Origin of the sequence: Paenibacillus xylanivorans (assembly GCF_001280595.1) — a bacterium.
Classification (GTDB): domain Bacteria; phylum Bacillota; class Bacilli; order Paenibacillales; family Paenibacillaceae; genus Paenibacillus; species Paenibacillus xylanivorans.
Genome location: NZ_LITU01000050.1, coordinates 1 through 20,002 on the forward strand (window position 1 = coordinate 1; position 20,002 = coordinate 20,002).

14 protein-coding genes and 1 pseudogene are annotated in these 20,002 nt (G+C 44.9%); 13 read left to right on the forward strand and 2 right to left on the reverse strand.

Annotated features, from left to right (window positions below):
• The first annotated feature begins 428 nt into the window (after positions 1–428).
• From AMS66_RS07600 to AMS66_RS07615, 4 genes are all read left to right on the forward strand, one after another.
• Entirely contained in the window at positions 429–1,109 is a 681-nt protein-coding gene (locus AMS66_RS07600) for a helix-turn-helix transcriptional regulator (RefSeq protein WP_053780218.1), read from the forward strand.
• 35 nt (positions 1,110–1,144) lie between these two features.
• A complete protein-coding gene (locus AMS66_RS07605) occupies positions 1,145–2,320 on the forward strand; it encodes a MalY/PatB family protein (protein ID WP_053780219.1) in 1,176 nt (391 codons plus the stop codon).
• A gap of 32 nt (positions 2,321–2,352) precedes the next feature.
• Positions 2,353–3,840, forward strand: coding sequence for a Na+/H+ antiporter NhaC (nhaC, locus tag AMS66_RS07610; RefSeq protein WP_144424440.1), 1,488 nt, complete (start codon positions 2,353–2,355; stop codon positions 3,838–3,840).
• Positions 3,841–3,920: 80 nt separating this feature from the next.
• Positions 3,921–4,304: a RidA family protein gene (locus AMS66_RS07615; protein WP_053780220.1), complete on the forward strand. Its 384-nt coding sequence runs from the start codon at positions 3,921–3,923 to the stop codon at positions 4,302–4,304.
• A gap of 82 nt (positions 4,305–4,386) precedes the next feature.
• Here the strand turns inward: AMS66_RS07615 and AMS66_RS33560 are convergent.
• Positions 4,387–4,500 (reverse strand): annotated as a pseudogene (locus AMS66_RS33560) (IS30 family transposase); the annotation flags it as partial.
• 169 nt (positions 4,501–4,669) lie between these two features.
• Between AMS66_RS33560 and AMS66_RS07625 the strand changes: the two are divergent.
• The 5 genes from AMS66_RS07625 to AMS66_RS07645 all read left to right on the forward strand — a co-directional run bounded on the left by AMS66_RS07625 (position 4,670) and on the right by AMS66_RS07645 (position 11,189).
• On the forward strand, positions 4,670–5,731 hold the full coding sequence (locus tag AMS66_RS07625) for a LacI family DNA-binding transcriptional regulator (protein WP_053780222.1): 1,062 nt from the start codon (positions 4,670–4,672) through the stop codon (positions 5,729–5,731).
• 609 nt (positions 5,732–6,340) lie between these two features.
• On the forward strand, positions 6,341–7,300 hold the full coding sequence (locus AMS66_RS07630) for an ABC transporter permease (RefSeq protein ID WP_053780223.1): 960 nt from the start codon (positions 6,341–6,343) through the stop codon (positions 7,298–7,300).
• Positions 7,301–7,315: 15 nt separating this feature from the next.
• Positions 7,316–8,200: a carbohydrate ABC transporter permease gene (locus AMS66_RS07635; RefSeq protein ID WP_053780224.1), complete on the forward strand. Its 885-nt coding sequence runs from the start codon at positions 7,316–7,318 to the stop codon at positions 8,198–8,200.
• Positions 8,201–8,243: 43 nt separating this feature from the next.
• Complete coding sequence (locus AMS66_RS07640; RefSeq protein WP_053780225.1) at positions 8,244–9,875, forward strand: type 2 periplasmic-binding domain-containing protein; 1,632 nt, start codon at positions 8,244–8,246, stop codon at positions 9,873–9,875.
• Positions 9,876–9,917: 42 nt separating this feature from the next.
• Complete coding sequence (locus AMS66_RS07645) at positions 9,918–11,189, forward strand: Gfo/Idh/MocA family protein (protein ID WP_053780226.1); 1,272 nt, start codon at positions 9,918–9,920, stop codon at positions 11,187–11,189.
• Between the two features lie 390 nt (positions 11,190–11,579).
• On the opposite strand, the gene AMS66_RS07650 is transcribed toward AMS66_RS07645, so the two are convergent.
• Positions 11,580–13,856, reverse strand: a complete 2,277-nt coding sequence (locus tag AMS66_RS07650; protein ID WP_053780227.1) for a PQQ-dependent sugar dehydrogenase — start codon at positions 13,854–13,856, stop codon at positions 11,580–11,582.
• A gap of 913 nt (positions 13,857–14,769) precedes the next feature.
• Between AMS66_RS07650 and AMS66_RS07655 the strand changes: the two genes are divergently transcribed.
• From AMS66_RS07655 to AMS66_RS07670, 4 genes are all read left to right on the forward strand, one after another.
• Complete coding sequence (locus tag AMS66_RS07655; protein ID WP_053780228.1) at positions 14,770–16,218, forward strand: N-acetylmuramoyl-L-alanine amidase; 1,449 nt, start codon at positions 14,770–14,772, stop codon at positions 16,216–16,218.
• A gap of 150 nt (positions 16,219–16,368) precedes the next feature.
• Positions 16,369–17,067, forward strand: a complete 699-nt coding sequence (locus AMS66_RS07660) for a response regulator transcription factor (RefSeq protein ID WP_053780229.1) — start codon at positions 16,369–16,371, stop codon at positions 17,065–17,067.
• A gap of 2 nt (positions 17,068–17,069) precedes the next feature.
• Positions 17,070–18,518: a HAMP domain-containing sensor histidine kinase gene (locus AMS66_RS07665; RefSeq protein ID WP_053780230.1), complete on the forward strand. Its 1,449-nt coding sequence runs from the start codon at positions 17,070–17,072 to the stop codon at positions 18,516–18,518.
• Entirely contained in the window at positions 18,518–19,681 is a 1,164-nt protein-coding gene (locus AMS66_RS07670) for a hypothetical protein (RefSeq protein ID WP_053780231.1), read from the forward strand. Before AMS66_RS07665 ends, AMS66_RS07670 begins: the two co-directional genes overlap by 1 nt.
• Positions 19,682–20,002 lie beyond the last annotated feature (321 nt).

Below are 20,002 nucleotides of genomic sequence, written 5' to 3' on the forward strand. Positions count from 1 at the left end.
TGCGGATATGCAGTTCTTTATAACTGAAGTAGATATAATCCATTTATTAATGCATTTATAAAAAGGAAATACTAAATAGACAACCGAGAGTTAAATGTAATATGACAACATAAATATTCCGAGCTCCTTTTAGGTGGTGGGGCATCGTGAATACAGGAACGTTATGAGGGTCGACTGATCGATCTTTGGGAAAAATAACGCGTTGTAATTCAGTGGTGTTATCGACTCAATGTTCGAGAAAATGAGTGAGAAGCTTGCACAGATCACATTAGTGATCATGCAGGCTTTTTTTTTATTTAAATGAGGGTCATCCACAAAAAAAAAGTTGAAAGCGTTTTATAACTGTGATACTATTTTATCAAGATAATAATTTATTATTCTAAAAATAAAAAATACATTGTTGAAAGAAGAGAAAGGAGACCAAAGTGATGGAGATTGAGAATCGGCAGTATTTAGAGAGGTTTTTTCCGATTGCTTCATTTATTGCGGCAATTATAGGACCTAAATGTGAAGTCGTCGTGCATGATATCAGTGATCCGGAGCACTCTATTGTATTTATTGAGAACGGATACATTAGTGGCCGTGAAGTAGGTGATGCATCCACTGACCTTGTCTTAAAAATCCTCAAATCGGAAGCTTATCATGAGGAACAGTATATAGCCAACTACAAAGCATCAGGCAAATTCGGTCAGAGTTTCCGATCGTCTACCTACTATATAAAGAATGATCAGAATAAGCTGGTTGGCCTGCTCTGCCTGAATATTGACGTTACTCATATGGAAGTAGCGGCTGAATGGGTTCAACATATTTTACAAGGAGGACCTAACCCGTATGTAATGCCTGCTGTTGCTGAGAAGTCGAAGGAAGAAAAGCAAACAACGGAGTACCTGCAGGGAAATGCAGATGATCTGCTGCAACATATGATATCTTCGGTCATTGGCAAATTAAAAATTCCGCCGGAACGTTTGTCGTCGCAGGAGAAGATTGAAGTTGTCCGCGAATTAAACGAGCTTGGAGTTTTCTTACTGAAAGGCGGCGTTTCACAGGTAGCAGCTTCTTTATCAATATCTGAACCTACGGTATATCGCTATTTACAAAAGCTGAAATAAACAGAAATCTAGATGGAAAACAAGAAGGTGAGATCATGAGCTATAACTTTGATCAAGTGATTAGCAGAATAGGCACCAATAGCGCGAAGTGGGACGGGGTAGTGAACAGCTTGGGGAATGATATGATCGTTCTCTCTGTTGCGGATATGGATATACAAGCGCCTCCTCAAGTCGTGAATAAGGTGAGCGAGATGGCTCGGCACGGAATCTACGGATATACCGATGCGTTCCCTCCGTATTATAAGGTCGTACAACATTGGCTTGATAAAGCTTACAGATGGGATGTACCTCAAGAATGGATTGTGTTCTGCCCGCGTATTGTACAGGCAGTATCGATTATAATCGAGAGATTCACAGAACCTGGTGACCGAATTTTGATGCATACTCCGGCATATCAACCTATCGCTAATGCTGTTGATATTAATCATAGAAAACTAGTGGAAAGCCGGCTGCTGCTTAGAGATGGACGATATGAAATCGACTTTGATGATATGGAGCGCCAAATGAGTGCAGGGGTCAAGATTGTTCTGTTAATCTCTCCACATAATCCGACTGGGCGTGTATGGACAAAGGTGGAATTGGAACGTATAGCCGAGCTCTGCATTCGTTATGATGCATTGCTCGTATCGGATGACATTCATGCCGATTTTATTCACGAAGGACATGAGCATACGATTATCGCGAAATTATCAGAGCAGATTGCGGAGCGTTCCATTATTTGCACTTCGCCAGGTAAAACCTTTAACTTAGCAAGTCTTGAAATCGCTAACATTGTGATCCCAAATATGCAGTTAAGAGAGCGCTTCCAACTTGGGTTACGACAGGCTGGTATTCATAATCCTACCTTTTTTTCCATCCCTGCTTTGGAGGTTGCTTATACGGAGTGTGATGATTGGCTTAACGAGCTTCGGACTTATATTAAAGACAATATATCATTCACGGAAGATTTTTTTGCTGAGCATATGCCTGAACTTAAAATCGTGAGAGCAGAAGGAACCTATCTTCTGTGGGTAGATTGTACTGCCCTTAGCAGAAACGAAAGCGATTTAATTGAATGGATTCAACATAAAAGCCGGGTTAGCGTAAGCTTTGGTTCGTCCTTTGGCGTGGATGGTGAAGGTTTTATTCGCCTGAATCTTGGTGCTCCCAGGGCACTATTGCAAGAGGCTTTTGAGCGAATGGCCAGCAATTACCCTTTAAGTAACAGATAACTTCTTACATCATCGATAGGGGGAACCTTACAATGGCTATGCCAAATAAGGAAAAGACGGTAAAGCAACCAACTCTGTTATTAGCTTTATTACCGATTGTTACTATGATTTTGCTGTTATGTTTAGGATATGTTTTATTCGAATTGCCGCCTGAGCCGTTAATCATTATATCCACAGTGGTTGCCGGAATCATCGCCATCAAGCTGGGTTACAACTATGATGACATTATGGGTTCCATCGCGCAAAAAATCGCAAAGACAATGCCGGCTATCTTGATACTGATTACTGTCGGATTTATGATTGGCGCCTGGATGATCGGCGGTACGATACCCATGATGATCTATTACGGACTTGATATTATTAATCCGCAATTTTTGCTGATTACGGCATTCATTGTCACTTCCATTGTCTCCTTATGTACAGGTACTTCTTGGGGATCGGCAGGTACAATTGGGATAGCATTTATGGGGGTAGGAGCTGGCCTTGATGCGAATCTGGCTGCTGTTGCAGGTGCAGTCGTAGCAGGAGCCTATTTTGGAGACAAGCTGTCCCCGTTATCAGATACAACAAACTTGGCAGCGCTGTCAACAGGAGTTAACTTGTATGAACATATTGGTCATTTGTTGTATACGACAGTACCATCCTTTATCGTAGCAGGAACGGTCTTCTTGATCACTGGTTTTAATAGCGGTGGCTCGGATGTGGCTATTCCTGAGAAGGTTGTTACGATTATGGATACTTTAAGTACAGTGTTCAACTGGAATTTACTATTACTGCTTCCGGTACTGATCGTATTGTATGGGTCGATTCGCAAGAAGCCTACAATCCCGGTTATGTTAATCTCCTCTTTTGTAGCGATGGCGAACGGTATGATCTTTCAAGGGTTTACACTGCATGATGTAATTACTTCCGTCATTAACGGCTTCGATGTAGCTATGGTTCACATTCAAGGCTTTGATGCAGCTGCTGTGATTCCGGATATTCCTCGCCTTCTGAATCGCGGTGGTATGAACTCTATGATGGGTACATTGTTGATTTGTTTCTGTGCCATTACATTTGCGGGTGCAATATCGCTGACGAAGTCTCTGGAATTGATTGTAGATAAGATCCTCAAGTATGTGCACTCGACGGGCTCGCTGATCCTGGCAACAATTGCTACTGGTTTGACAATGATCGGTGTAACAAGCAATGGTCAGGTATCGATCTTGATGCCTGGTGAAATGTTACGTGAGGCTTATATCCGCCGCGGTTTGCATCCGAAGAACCTGGGCCGGACAATTGAGGACTCCGCTTCCATTGTCGAACCAATCCTGCCATGGACTGCAGCAGGGGCTTATATGGCTGGTACGCTTGGCGTCGCAACCCTTTCATATTTGCCTTGGGCAATCTTATGTTGGACAGGTATTATCTTCGCGACGATCTGGGGCTTCACAGGCTTTGGAATCACCAAGCTGACTCCAGAGCAGCAGCAGGAAATGCTCAAGGAATATGATGATGCAAAAGCAGCTAAATCATTATAAGAGGAGGGATCACACCCCTCGCTTGTGAAAACAGAAAAAAACAAAGCGTATTAATGCGTGGATAAAGGGAGAGAATTTCTATGACAAAACAAGAGAGAAAAACAATCGCAACTTCAAACGCTCCAGGTGCTATCGGTCCTTACTCACAGGCTGTACAATTTGGGAATATGATTATTACTTCCGGGCAGCTTGGAATGAATGCTGCAGGAGAGTTTCCGGATTCTGTATCGGAGCAGGCGAAGCAATCGCTAACTAATGTGAAGGCAATTTTGGAAGCGGCAGATTATGCGATGGAGCATGTAGTGAAAACGACGGTATTTCTAAAGGACATGGGCGATTTCCAAACTGTTAATGAAGTCTATGCCACCTTCTTTGCGGAGCCTTATCCGGCTCGTAGCGCCGTTGAGGTTGCGAAGCTGCCGAAGGGCGGACTTGTGGAGATTGAAGTGATCGCGGTAAAATAACTAGTATTCGATGAGCCTCCGGGAAACCGGGGGCTTTTTTATCGGACAGATTGTCAAACCAATTGCGACAGTTTCTCTGAGCGGTTCTCCAGCCCAAACATTTTCGTGGTCTAAGATCAATTTGAGCGAGATTGGTGCCTTTCGGGAAAAAATCTCGAAGCAAGCCATTCGCATCTTCATTAGAACCGCACTGCCAAATAGCTATGGTCTCTGACCATTTACCGGGTGAGACAGAAGCCTTCCGACGCTCCTCATAAGCGCTCTGGGCTTGTTTAATTGACGCCAAAATATTACAATATTATGATATGATCATTGCTAAACATAAATTTTGGCTCCAAATGAAGAGAGCAAGGGGAGGTGCTGTAATGCCAAAATTAAAAGATATCGCAGAACGTGTAGGCGTATCCATATCAACGGTTTCGCGCGCGATCAGCAATGATACCAATCGACCGGTCAATGAAGAGACAAAGCGGAAAATTAGGGAAGCTGCCCTTGAGTTGGGATACATTTTGGATGAATCCTCCAAATCCATTGGTAAAGAGATTACCTCAGCCAAACGGATAGCCTGTATCGTGCCACAGATTTTGATGGATGATCATCCGTACTTTTCACAGGTACTGACAGGTTTTCACGTTAAAATGACGGAAATGGGACTGCCTCCAGCAATTGTCCGCACTTGCGAAGAACTTAGTGACACCGAACGGATAAAGATGATGCTCCAGGAAACGGGTACTCAAGGGATAGTGGCAATCAGCTGGTATGATGAAAAATTGTTTGAGATGCTTGAGCAAGAGAATATCACTGTACTGGGTGTGAGTCTCAATGACGAAAGGCTAACTGTACCAGTCGTTGACTGTGACCGAATATTTTCTGCCCGCACAGCAGTCCGTCATTTGATCGAGCAAGGCCATACCCGTATTGGGTTTATCGGAGGCCCCGCATATTCGGAACAAATAGATAGCGAAGAAAGGTATGTCGGTTATAAATTTGCCATGCTGGAAGCAAATCTGAGTCTCAATGAACATTGGATTATCAACACCAACTGGAATGTGAATTTCAGCTACAGCAGACTGACGGAGCTCCTGACTGAGATGCCCAAGTCTGAATGGCCGACGGCAATCTTTTGTGCAAGTGATATGCTAGCTATTCCTGCCATGAGGGCAGTTGTTGAACAAAATGGCCGTATTCCTCAAGATATAGCCTTCGTGGGCATGGATAATATTTCTATGGCGCAGTATACGACACCACCTCTGACGTCCGTGCAGGTTCCAAAATATGAAATCGGCAAAGTGGCAGCACAATTAATTAACGATTATCTGGAAGGACGTTATTCATCTCTCCATAAAGTTTTGTTGCCCAGTACCCTTATTGTGAGGGAATCCTCAGTTTATGATCGTACAAATCGTACAAATCGTACAAATGACTAGTTAGTTGTGTGATATTATATTACATATAAATCCAGATAACTTTCATATAAAACCTACGAGGAATGCATGCTCGTGGGTTTTTCTTGTTTTTTTTAGCCAAAAAATGAACCAAATAAAGCCAAAAAAATGTTTGACAACCGTCTGTGGGCTATATTATGATGTATGAAATTAAGCGTTTGGCTTTATTGTCTATGTATTTGGATCTAGCCAGCAGTTAAGATTATCTAATAAATTAAATTATTGATTGCGCTTACACTCCCCTATAAATCAGTGTTTATATAAAATACACAAGAATCCTCTAAAACTCTTATAACCTATTATCCAAACTGACACCTACTAATTTACATAAAATATATTCCAAACTAGCACCAAATGTATATCCAAATATATATCCAAAAAAATTCCCTTTCATTAGATAATGGAGTCATCTATTAACGCTATTCACTCACTTTGTGTAACAACTTCTAACATATAAGTACTATAAATTAAATCTTAGAAATTAAGGAAGAAAGGTGGGAACTGCTTGGAGCAGCGTAATGACGCTGGTGGTTTAACACAAAGACATTTTGCCAGGCAGGATTGTAGTGACAATTTCCAGGGGGGATGTTCATGGCCAATACAAATGTACAACCTGCAATGAATGCAGTACATGAAAAGAAGAGACGACGTCAGAAGTGGAACCTGATTTTACGGAATTGGCAGCTCTATTTGTTAATTTCGCCAGTTGTCGCTTATTACATTGTCTTTCAGTACTTGCCGATGTATGGCATTCAAATCGCATTTAAGGATTTCATTGCAACGAAGGGGATTTGGGGAAGCCCCTGGGTCGGTTTTGAACATTTTGAACGTTTTTTTCACAGTTATTTCTTCTGGAGATTAATTAAAAATACGCTTGGACTTGGGTTGTACAGCTTGGCGGTAGGTTTTCCAGTCCCTATCATTTTGGCGCTACTGATGAATGAGGTAAGGGCGGAAAAGTTTAAAAAATTTGTTCAGACCATAACCTATGCGCCGCACTTTCTATCGACCGTCGTGGTCGTAGGCATGATGATGATGTTTTTATCGCCGCGATACGGAATTATTAATCACTTCATTGGTATGTTTGGCGGTAATCCCATTAATTTCTTGTCTGAGCCATCCTGGTTCAAGACCTTGTTTGTGATGTCGGATGTATGGCAGACCATGGGCTGGAGCTCGATTATTTATTTGGCGGCATTAGCCGGCGTGGACTCTCAGCTTCATGAAGCAGCGCGTGTGGATGGGGCAACCCGGTTGCAGCGGATATGGCATATAAATATACCGAGTATTATGCCGACAATTATCATTTTGTTCATTTTAAATATCGGAAGCATCATGGGTATTGGTTTCGAGAAGGTCCTGCTGATGCAGAACTCACTGAATTTAGAAACCTCGGACATTATCTCTACCTACGTCTACCGGAGCGGGATACAAGATGCTGAATACAGCTTCTCAGCGGCGATTGGTCTGTTTAACTCCATAATCAATTTCATCTTATTAGTCACTGTTAACCAGATCTCAAAACGTATGAGTGAAACGAGCCTATGGTAAGGGAGTTGCTGATGCATGCTTGTTGAATCTAGAGGAGATCGTATTTTTAATGTAATTAACCATTTTTTGTTAATTATAATTACGCTCATTGTTATCTACCCACTTGTTTTTGTGTTAAGTGCTTCGTTCAGCGACCCGCAGGCCGTCCTGCGTGGTGAAATGTTCCTATGGCCGAAGGGGATCAATCTCCATTCTTACGAGAAGATTTTTCAGAACAAAGATATCCTCAGAGGTTATTCCAATACACTGATCTATACGTTAGTGGGGACGCTGATTAATCTCGTCATGACGATTCTGGCGGCATATCCGCTATCTCGAAAGGATTTTATAGGCCGCAATGCCATCATGGCCCTGTTTGTTTTCACGATGTTCTTCAGTGGCGGATTAATTCCAACTTATATGCTAATCAAAAACCTTGGCATGTTAAACACATTATGGGTCATGATCATTCCGAATGCCGTTTCGATCTGGAACATCATCATTATGCGGACATTCTTCCAGCAATCGATTCCAAATGAGTTGCATGAGGCGGCGACGATTGATGGCTGCTCCAATATTCAAATTTTAACCCGGATTATACTGCCATTATCCATGCCCATTATAGCGGTGACGATTCTGTTCTATGCTGTTGGGCACTGGAACGCCTTCTTTAACGCAATGTTGTATCTATCAGACAAGAACAAATTTCCACTTCAACTCATTTTGCGGGAGATTCTGATTCAAGGCCAGACGAACGATATGGTCAAAATGTCAACCGAGTCTGCGATTAAGCAGCAAAGGGAAGTCGAGGGCATCAAATATGCTGTACTCGTCGTTGCCAACATACCGGTGCTTATGCTTTATCCTTTCCTGCAAAGATATTTTGTTAAAGGCGTAATGATTGGTGCCATTAAAGGATAATTCCTTGTGTGGATATATCGATGGGACAAAGGGAGGAATAAGAATGACGCTCAAAAAGTGGGGGAGTATCGCTCTAGTTTGTATGATGTCCGTATCGATGCTGGCCGGGTGCAGTTCCAAGGATGCGGCTGATTCATCGGGAAGTACTAAGGATAAGGGAGCTGCCAATGACAAGGTCAATGCGAGTGGATTTCCGATTGTAAATGACACCATTAAAGTGAGCGGATTTGCCGGAAAGTTTTTTGCCAATGCGGACTGGAACGATCTCAGACTCTGGAAAGAGTATGAGAAGATGTCAAATGTTCATATCCAGTGGGATACGGTGCAGAAGGATAATTTGAAGGAAAAACGCAATCTCCTGCTGGCAGGCGGCGCTTACCCGGAGCTGTTCTACGCCTCGGCGTTTTCCAGATCGGATCTGCTGAAATACGGCAAGCAGGGCGCATTCATTCCTCTAAATGATCTGATCGACCAATACGCGCCTAACTTTAAGGCTCTAATGAAGAAGTATCCGGTTATTGGCAAAGGGATTACGATGCCGGATGGTAACATATATGGGCTGCCAACCTTGTATGATCCGGAATTTAAGTCGGTTCTGTACGGAACACCTTGGGTGAAGCAAGAGTGGCTTGATAAATTAGGTTTGCAGGAACCGCAGACATTAGATGACTTCTATAATATGTTGAAAGCATTTAAAGAAAAGGACCCGAACGGCAATGGGCAGAAGGACGAGTTTGCCTGGGGCGGTGTGGGAACGGCTGGTGTGGTGAACTACCTGAGAGGTTCATTTGGGGTGAATAATCATGGAACCTCCAACATTAACATTGATACAGATCCTCAGACGGATAAAGTACGCTTTATTCCAACTGATCCCCATTACAAGGAGCTGTTACAGTTCGTGAATAAGCTCTACAAGGACGGATTACTTGAGCAGGACATTGTATCTGTTAAGAGTACTGAAGTAGATGCTAAAGGAATGGAAGGCCTGATCGGAGTCGTTGATAATGTTGATCCGGTTGCGATATACAATCAGAAAGGTTATGTTGGCATGCCAGTATTGAAGGGTCCTCATGGCGATCAGACATACAACGCCTATGGTTCTCCACTCGGTAATATCGGAATGTTCGTACTGACAGATAAAGCCAAAAATCCAGAGGCCATGATCCGCTGGATGGATTATTTCTACAGCGATGAGGGCATCAAAACGTTCTTCATGGGCTGGAAAGATGAGACATATAAAGAAGACGCAGACGGCAACGTAGACTATGTCGACAATATCAAAAACAACCCGGATGGCCTTAATCTGGACCAGGCGGTAGGTCAATACCTGATTTGGCCGGGTGGATACTACCCTGGTTTTGTGAAGCAGAAATACTTCAAGGGTGCTGAAGGTCTGCCAACTTCGGTTGATAATGCGAAAAAAGCAGAGTCTCACATCTTACCACAAGATCAAATTTGGCCTCCGTTTAATTTCACACAGGAAGAGCAGCGGGATCTGACCACTTTCCAGACGGATATTGAAACGTATGTAGATGAAATGCGTGACAAATTCATTACTGGAAATGAATCCTTTGACAATTGGGATCAGTATGTGGCAGCTCTTCAAAAGATGGGCGTAGAACGATATGTAGCCATCTATCAATCAGCAGCAGACCGTTATACCCAAGCAGATTAGAAGGTCATCAGTAGATTTCAGATCATAAAGGAGCGAATAAATATGAGTCAACTGAAAGCAGTCCTGATTGGAGCAGGTGCGAGAGGAGCGGGTGGCTATGCACCCTATGCACTTGATTATCCGCATGAGCTTACCTTCATTGCAGTTGCCGAAGCCGATCCAGTGAGGAGAGCAAGATTTGCTGAGAAGCACGGGATTCCGCCGGAACGCTGTTATGAGTCTTGGGAGCCCTTGTTGGCTGAACCTAAGCTGGCTGATATTGCGGTTATTTGTACACAGGACAGAATGCATTATGGCCCAACCATGCAGGCTTTAGATAAGAAGTATCATGTTATGCTGGAGAAGCCGATGTCACCTGATCCGAAGGAATGTCTTGAGATGGAACAAGCGGCGAGAGATAATGATCGGCTGCTCACGATCTGCCATGTGCTGCGGTACACACCGTTCTGGAATACAATCAAGAAGGTGATACAAGAAGGACGTATCGGAGAAATTGTCTCCATTCAGTTGAATGAGAATGTGGGTTACTGGCATATTGCCCACAGCTTCGTGCGAGGAAATTGGAATAATTCCAACACATCCAGCCCGATGATCCTGTCCAAGTCATGCCATGATATGGACGTATTATCCTGGCTCGTGGATCAACCTTGCCTCAAGGTCAGTTCGTTCGGATCTCTTAAACATTTTCATGAAGGCAATGCACCGGAAGGTTCCGCTGACCGATGCTTGGATTGTGCTGTAGAACCAACCTGCGCGTACTCTGCACCAAGATTTTATTTGAGTGACCAGTTCAGGGGTTGGGCAGGACATTTTACACAGGAGCTGACGAAACCGAATATCATACAGGGTTTGCGTGATACCGATTACGGCCGGTGTGTATACCGGAGTGACAATAATGTGGTAGATCACCAGGTCGTGAATATGGAATTTGAAGGCGGAGCTACGGCCATGTTCAGTATGTGCGGCTTTACATTTGAGCAGGAACGTAGAATCCAGATCATGGGGACGAAAGGAGAACTTCGCGGTGAGGAAGATCAAATCACCGTGTACGACTTTTTGACACATCAAAAAACAGAAATCACAATCCCTTCTCAAACCAGTGGCCATGGTGGGGGAGACAGCGGCATTGTGAGGAATTTTCTGGATGAGGTGCGTCACTATAACGGCCAGGAGAGCCTGACATCGGCTGCGGCTTCCGTCCGGAGCCATCTGATCGCATTCGCAGCTGAAAAGTCGCGGCTGAACAGTGGCGAGTCTATCGATCTGAATGAATATGCCCGTCAGCTTATGGTGAAGGAAGAGCTATCTAAATAATCAGCAGTGTATCGAAAAGCTGCCCCTCAAAGTATGAATATATTTTGAGGGACGGCTTTTTGTTCGTTTGGGGGCAACCATCATGAGAAGGATACCGATCAACTTTTGTCGGCAGTCTTCTCGGCTAATGGGCAGGATAGCTCAATAATTTCGAATCACAGACTTTAATCCTAAGTAATCCCAATAAAACTCTATATTGTAGTGGGTACTACCGTTCTCAATAATAACGTATCTTGTTTATTTGTAATGATGATACCTCTCAAGCGGGGACAACGGCAAAAACGTAAACTGGATCAAGCAGCGTGAAAAAATATCTTCATCAAACAGCGCGCACCGATTGAGCATCGGTACGCGCTGGCTGCATAGCTTTTGTTCATCTATTCATATCCACTAGAAGTTAGGTGCCAATCGAACAAGTTTATCCGGAGTGCCATCACCGTTCTTATCGCCATTGTTGCTGGTGACGAAATACAGCGATCCGTCTGGCGCTTCAACAATATCACGGATGCGGCCGTATTTATTTACAAACAAATAATTAAGATCACTACTTTTGATCGTCGGCTTGCCGTTCTGCTCTCCAATGACCATGTGGATGATCTGTTTGCCTTTTAAATTGGTAACAAGAAGATTTCCTGCCCACGGCCCTTGGGTTACAAAAGTCATGCCAGAAGGCGCCCAGGTTGTGCCACTCGCATAAATAAGCGGAGGCGTAATGCCTGGTTGATTCTGATTTCCGCCCTCATATTTAGGCCAACCGTAATTGTTACCAGGTTGAATGAAGTTAATTTCGTCCTTAGAGGCCTCGCCATGCTCTGATTCAAAGAGACGATTCGTCCCAGGCTGCCATGCTAATCCTTGAGGATTCCGGTGTCCACGGCTATAAATCGGAGAGGAAGCACCAAATGGATTATCGCTTGGAATGGTACCGTCCAAATTTAGGCGGAATATTTTTCCCCCGAGGTAAGACAGTGTATCATCTTTGTTTCCGTAGTTGCCGTCACCGAAATACAGTTTGTTGTCTGGGCCTATTTTCAGACGCCCCCCATTGTGATAGACCGCACCAGGAAGATTAGTGATAAGAACCTTGTCTATTGTAGCTTTGTTGTTATTCTCTTTAAGACGAACGACCCTGTTGGCTACTTTGTTGTCTGATGTTTTGTAGGAATGGTAGATATACATGTAATGGTTGGAGGTAAAATTAGGATCGAGTGCAATCCCCAATAAGCCGCCTTCGCTCTTAGGCATGTAGTAAAAAGGGTCACCCAAAGTAATGACCGGTGTTGATTTTAATATCCCATTCTCAACGACACGAACTCTGCCGCTGTTGCGTTCCGTGAAGAAGATCCGTCCATCTGGTGCGAAATCAATAGCCCATGGCGTTTCCAAGTTGTTTGCGACAACCTCTGGCGTATAAGGATCGGAAGAGGCAGGGTTTGTTTTGACAGACAACGCTTTGCTTGCCGCGGAAATATTTCCCGCTAAATCCCTTGCTTTTACGGTGAAGTTGTACGTGGTATTTGCCTTAAGTCCGGTCACATTGAAGGATGTCGCAGGCGTGCTGTCGGCTAGTGTGCCATCTCTATAAATGTCGTACTCATAGACGCCTACGTTATCTGTCGATGCTGTCCAGCTCAATTGGACTGATGAAGATGTTTTGCTTGAGCTTGCAAGTCCTGTCGGGGCAGTCGGGGCTTCCGTATCGGTTTGGTTTGTCGTTTTCACAGTTAGTGGGCTGCTGGCATTGGAAACATTTCCTGCTGCATCTTTGGCCTTGACCGTGAAATTATATGTGGTATCCGGCTTTAATCCGGTAAAAGTATAGTTAGTAGCGGTTACATCCGCTTTCGTCAATACATTATCTTTGTACACGTCATAGCTCTTCACGCCAATATCATCCAGCGATGCGGTCCAGGAGATGTTAGCCGTTGTATCCGTTACACTGGTTGCTTGCAGGTTTGTTGGTTCGGTAGGCGGGAATACATCTCCGGTGGCATTTACTTTCACCTTGTCAAAGGTGGCCGTGCTTAATTCAGATTCATTATGACTGGTGACAGCCAATCCTACATAGAGCGAGGCATTCATCTTTAGAGTCAAGTTGCCCAAATCGCCCCAGTTCAACCCGTTATTGGATACATATCCTTTGATGACGTTACCTTTACGCTCCAGCTTGATCCAGGCCGGGCTCGTCGAAGCAATTTTCTCGCTTTGCATGGTTCCGCCCGTTTCAGTGCGGTACTGGAATGTGAACCCATTGGAAGGGGTCAACAGCAAATCGACATGCTTGGAATCAGCCTTCAGCGTTTCCCTTATCATGATGCCTGCCTTCGCGAAATCATGTGCATTTGTCTGAGAAGAGACTAGGGCAATAATGGAACCGTCACCTGTCCAGGGCTGATACACATAATTGAACTGATCTGATTTGCCCCAAATGTCCTTGCCTGCCCCGCTTACGGAGAATTGGTCAGCAGCCGGATCGTAAGATGCACTGCCCGTTGTTGTGGGTGAACCAATATTTTGTTGCTTCCAAGGACTCGGTATAGCTGCCAACGCAGTTTCTACCTCCGCTTCTACCTGAGCCTCTGTCTCCGCAAAGCCTGATGTAGGCAATAAAGTGAGCAGCATACAAATGCAGAGACTAAAAGCCATAAGTTTGCTTCGTGTCAACATCGCTACACTTCCTTTTTAGTTTTTGGAATGGCAATAGGGGATGGCTTTGACAAACAACAATGAAATCCTCCTTTATCAAAGTTAAAACGCTTATACTTTCACATTCCACTTTACCATATATGTATAAAAAGAGGAATGTGATTCCAAAAAAATAATTTTAATTTTTATACACAAGCAACCGGTTCTAGGATGTCTTTCTCCCAAGAGAAGGAAGTCTTTATACCTCAATAAAGTGGATACTGCTTGGTCTGCCCGAAGAATAATTCGAGGGATTATCCACGAACCGGGGCTATCGTCCTTGGTTCCCAGATGTTAATTATGGGAGTTGCTGGTATGGATGTATAGAGCTTTAAATAAGAGAGTGGGTTGGGATCGTTGATGGCTGAAGACTAGGGGGCACTAAGCTTTAGCGGGCTGCTACAATCTAGTCATTGTCACTCGCGAAGATCCCCCTCTCCCCTTGGCACGATTGCGTGTCAGGGATCAATTAACTGAAGTGCGTACACCTGACTTGCGCTTTACTTTCAACGAAGCGGCCGAATTTATAGGCGAAGTGATGGGTTTAAACCTTTCATCCCAAAGTATCGCACTGCTTGAATCCCGCACAGAAGGTTAGATTGCCGGACTTCAGTTAGCTGCACTTTCCATGAAGGGACATAAAGATCCCGATAAGATAAATCCTCTTCTGCCGTCATGCCCCGCTAAAATCGTTCCTATTATCTTGTAATTCTTGAAGCTGCATTTTTGCGGCTTTTTTTATTTGAGAGTTGAAAATACGAGACATGGACACAACTTGTTGACATCTCGATGAAACGGCTGCCACATTCATAGATTATATTTTTCATCAGGAACTTGCACGAAGCCATAGTTCCCACACATCAATATATGAAACTAACATACACGAGGAGGAACTATGATTAACCGCAGCAAGCGTAAACGGCCTATTAAAGGAATATATATTTTGCTATTCTTCTTCGTTATTTTAATGGGAATCAAAGCAATCTGGCATACCGGCTCTTCGATGGAAAAATTAATGCCGGCTCTGACACGTGGAGATACGACGGCTTCGGTGTCCGTACCGAATATATCTCTGGGCAATGCAAAGTACCGAATCGTCATCGATGCTGGACATGGCGGCAAAGACCCTGGTGCAACGGGGGCGAGCGGTCAATTCGAAAAGGGCTTTAACCTTTCTTTGGCACAGCGTGTATATCAGCTATTGGAGCAGGAACCGATGTTTGAACCCCGTCTAACGCGGACGGATGATGAATTTGTTGCATTGGAGGACCGCGCGGCGATGGCAAACGATTGGAATGCGGATGCTTTGGTTTCAATCCACGGAAACACCTACAAGGAGCAAACGATTACCGGCACGGAGACATTGTACCGACATGACGACAGCATTCCACTGGCTCAATCCATACAGGATCATGTCGTAAAAACGTTGGGATTTCCCGATCGCGGCGTGAAGGAAGAACATCTTAAGGTGCTCTCTTTATCGCAAATGCCTGCGGTGCTCGTTGAAGTTGGGTATCTGACTAACCCGGATGAGGAAGCCTTTCTGCTCAGCAGCGAAGGTCAGGAAGCGGCGGCCCAGGCGATTGTTGAGGGTTTGAAAACATATTTTGCCCAAAATATTCCCCATAAGCCCATTGAGAATGAATTGACTGAAGTGCCGCCACCTGTTTCCATGACGGAGGATCGACAGGGCAAACCGCAGAAGGAGCCGACATTCCAAAACAAAGTCTATTTCAATGGTTCGGCCGAGGATGGAAAACAAGTCGCATTAACGTTCGATGATGGACCCGACAGTATCGTTACACCGAAGATCCTTGATATATTGAAGAAAAACAACATCAGAGCTACTTTTTTTATTTTGGGGAACCGGGCCAAAGCCCATCCCGATATCGTACGCCGGATCGCCCAGGAAGGGCATGCGATAGGCAACCATTCCTGGTCTCATCCGAATTTCGAGCAAATATCGATGGCTGAGGCGATGAAAGAGGTGGATGATACGCAGGACGCGCTCGAAGAAGCGGCAGGTTTTCGTCCCATCCTGTTTCGGCCGCCATACGGAGCACTTGGAACCGATAAAATGGATGCCATCCACCAAAAAAATCTGGCGGTCGTGAATTGGACGGTGGACACGATGGACTGGTCAGGCGTATCTTCAAAAGAGATCATGAGGCTCGTGCACAAAGAATTAAAGCCCGGAGGAATCATATTGCAGCATACCGCCAACGGGAAAAACCATTTGGCCAATACCATCGAGGCGCTGCAGCAGATAATTCCCGAATTGACTGCTGAAGGATATTCGTTCGTAACGGTGCCGCAGCTCCTGCATCTGCCGGAATCACAATAGGAAAAAATGAGGCTTAACGGTCTCTCTGCAGATCACTTACGTTTCATAACCGGTATATGCTAAAATCGATTCTATATAGGTAACGTACTTGATACGTTGATAAGTGCAGCGATACGACTGCCAGATTAAGAATAAAGAATGGAGATCTTCATGAACAAAACGAAAATTCTCATTATCGAAGATGAGGAGCCCATTGCCGATTTGCTTTCATACGGGCTTACGATGGAAGGCTTTCACACGAATACTGCAGCAAGCGGTGCTGCCGGGTTGAATGAACTGGAATCTTTCAACCCCGATCTTCTCCTGCTCGACTGGATGCTGCCTGACCAAAGCGGGCTGGATATCTGCAAAAAGGTGACGGCGAACTATAACATTCCCATCTTGATGATCACGGCTAAATCAGACATTACCGATAAAGTGCTCGGGCTTGAATTCGGTGCGGATGATTATATCACGAAGCCCTTTGATCTGCGCGAAGTCGTCGCGCGGATCCGCACGATACTCCGCCGGGTGGATCAAGCCAATGTAGCTGAACGGGAAGCGGAGGACGAAGAGGTGATCCGGTTCAAAAACATCGAGATTGTGGCGGCGGAGAGGGTGGTTAAAAAAGGCGGCCAACATGTCGACCTGACACCAAAGGAATTTGATCTGCTCATGAAATTAATCGGCCATAAAGGTAAAATTTTCACGCGTTCCGAACTGCTCGATTTCGTATGGGGATATGATTTTGCCGGCGACACCCGGACGGTGGACACCCATATTCAAAGGCTCCGCAAAAAGCTCGATGCGGGGGATCTGATTACGACCGTGTTCGGAATCGGCTATAAATTCGAGAAGCGGGCGGAATAGAAATGTTCCGGACGATCAAAGCCAAATTCATCGTCGGTTTCTTCCTGATATTCGCCCTTTCTTTCCTCGTGCTCAACCAGACCGTGAAGGAAATCATCCGGACAAGCAATCAGAAGATTGTCACCTCCGATTTAGTCGGTCTTAAAAACAACAGCAATGTGTATGTCCGGCAGGCATTTCTAATCAACCATTTTACGAACAACAAGATCTATTTCGGCCAAATGGCCGAAGAAATGGTGAATGATCTAAATCATGCCACCGACAGCAGCGTCAGCGCCTATACGGTGGATGGCGTTTTGCTGTTTTCATCCGACAAGTCGCTATTCGCCGGGCGAACCGATGACGATCTCAAACAGGCCATCAAGGGAAAGACGGCCTATAACGTCACTTATGACCGAAACAAAGGGGCGGTCCTTTTCTCGTACCCTGTCATCATTGATGGTACGAAGGTAGGCATTTTGCGTTTTGCCAAAGATTTTACCTTACTCTATGAACAAAGCGGACGGATTCAGGACATCATCTTCTATATTGCCTTTGCTATTTTTGCTGCGGCGTTTTTGTTTTCCTATATCCTTTCCAGGCACATCACGATCCCGCTTGTGAAGCTGACAAAAGCCTCGACAGAAGTGAAAAACGGCAATCTGAACGTGCGTATCCAGTCACGGCGTAAAGATGAAATCGGCCGGTTGGCCGTCAACTTCAACGATATGATCGATAGGATCAGCAGCCAGATTTCTACCATCGAAAGGGATCGAGACCGCCTTCGGGAGCTTAACGATCAGGAAAAACGTTTTTTCGACAATGTCACCCACGAACTTAAGACGCCGCTGACTTCCATCCTTGGTTATGCGGAAATGATCAGGGAGAAGGGGGAAGCCGACCGGCAGTTTTTCGATAAAGGGATGAATCACATCGTGGAAGAGAGCAGGCGCCTGCACAGCATGGTCCTCAAGCTGCTGGAGGTTTCGCATCGAAACTCCGGCGATGAATTTGAAATTGTAGACACCGGTACCATTCTGCGTGACGTATGCGACTCCATGTCGTTTCGGGCCAAGCGCTATAAAAAAAGCATCGTTTGCGAGACGAAAGAGAATCTGTTCGTATATGGTCAAGCGGACAGGCTGCGTCAGCTTTTTATTAATCTGCTTGATAATGCTATTAAATACAGCTCTCCCCAATCGAAGATATCAGCCAAGGCCGAGCTGGACTCCGAACTCGTTCGCTTTATATTTGACAATCCGGGTGAGACGATTCCACCAGATCATCTTGAGAACCTGTTTCAACCGTTCTATTCGGCAGGCCCCAAGTTCAAGGAGGAAGGCAGTGTCGGTCTGGGTCTCAGCATCGCCAAATCGATCGTCGACGACCATGGAGGCAGCATCCGGCTGGTCAGTCAGAACCGACAGACCATTGTTTACGTGGATATACCTTACATCAGGGAGGAGGGATAATGTTGTTAAACAAACGGTTTGCGGCATTGCCTGTGTTGTTTACGGTTCTGATTATCCTCTTGTCCGGATGTGCAGGGGGGCTGCAGTCGGAGACCATTGTTATTCCAAGCACGGAAGAGGAGCATATTGTCGATACGGGCAGCAAGCCATTTCAAGTGAAAAGAATATACCGTCTCCCGATATCAGAAACCAATGACAGTCAATTACTCGGTTGGACGGATCCCGAATCCGTTGTCGGTCTTTTTCAGGACGCCCCCGGCGCAACCAGGCATTTGACGCAAAGTTTGCAGCGGCTCTCGCCCCCTTATGAACAGCTAGTGAAAATGCAAAGCGTGAATGTTGATCCTCGGAACATCGAGTTATCACCAAACGGTAAATATATCGTTGGTTTTAACAAGACACAAGATGGCATGCTACTGAAGTTGATTTCACTTTCCGATGGACGGGAAACCAACATGGGCACCATCAAACCCCGTGAAGAGCTGCTCATGACAAAGCTCACTTGGTCGGATAACAGCAGATACATCTCTTATCTCATTACAGACGTCGACACAGGATCTGTCGTCAAAATGGCAGTGTATGACACTACCGCTGGGCAAGTTAAGCTGTATCCCCTGAAGGGCCTGCAAGACACTAGCAGCATCTCCGAGGCGAAAATGTCTGACGATGGACAAAGCGTGCTGATTGTGGTGAAGAATAAACGGACCATTAGTATCTGCATGGGAACAGTAGATGGAAGCAGCGTAAATATCGAATACGAGCATCAGACCGGCGGCGATCAGATGGCATGGCTTAACAAAGATCAGTTTGTTTTCCTTGGGACGGAAGGCACGTTGTATGAGTACGATCGACGAAACAGGGCTCTTTCTGTCCTGCTGGAGGAGGTTCTTAGCTTTCAATTGTCGCAGGACCGCAAGTATATTGCATACTCCCAGCAAGACAACGATTCAATCTCGATTTATGCGGGGAGGCTTCAAGGAAACGACGTCCTGTACAAGGCATCGGTCTATCAAGGCTTCATGCCTTCGGAAATGTTTTGGAGCCTGGACAATGACAATTTATTGATCAATGGGCAGAAAATATATTCCGCGCCAAGAGTACAAGCGAATTCAGAGCAAAGTCCCGTCTCGTATAGTCAGCCATTTATCATAAAGTTTGAATAGTTAACCTAACCTCACATAGTGGAGCTATGCTTCGATACTTATTCCAGATACTTTGTGGGGACCCCGAAACCTATATATTTTTTATTCATAGTATCCCTGTTTGCGGCGGACTGAACGAAATAACGTTCGGTCTGCCGTCTTTTTTTTGGAGACAATTTGTTTACAAGTAGGTGAAGCTTTGGAGACATCTTTACTTTATATTTGGAAAAGTCAGCGATGATAGTTTCAATTCTTTTTACAAGGGTTGACAAGGGGGCTTCCCGGAGGGTTGAAGACTATTCCAAGAGATAAGAAAGTGTAAACTCCAGAGACTTAACATCC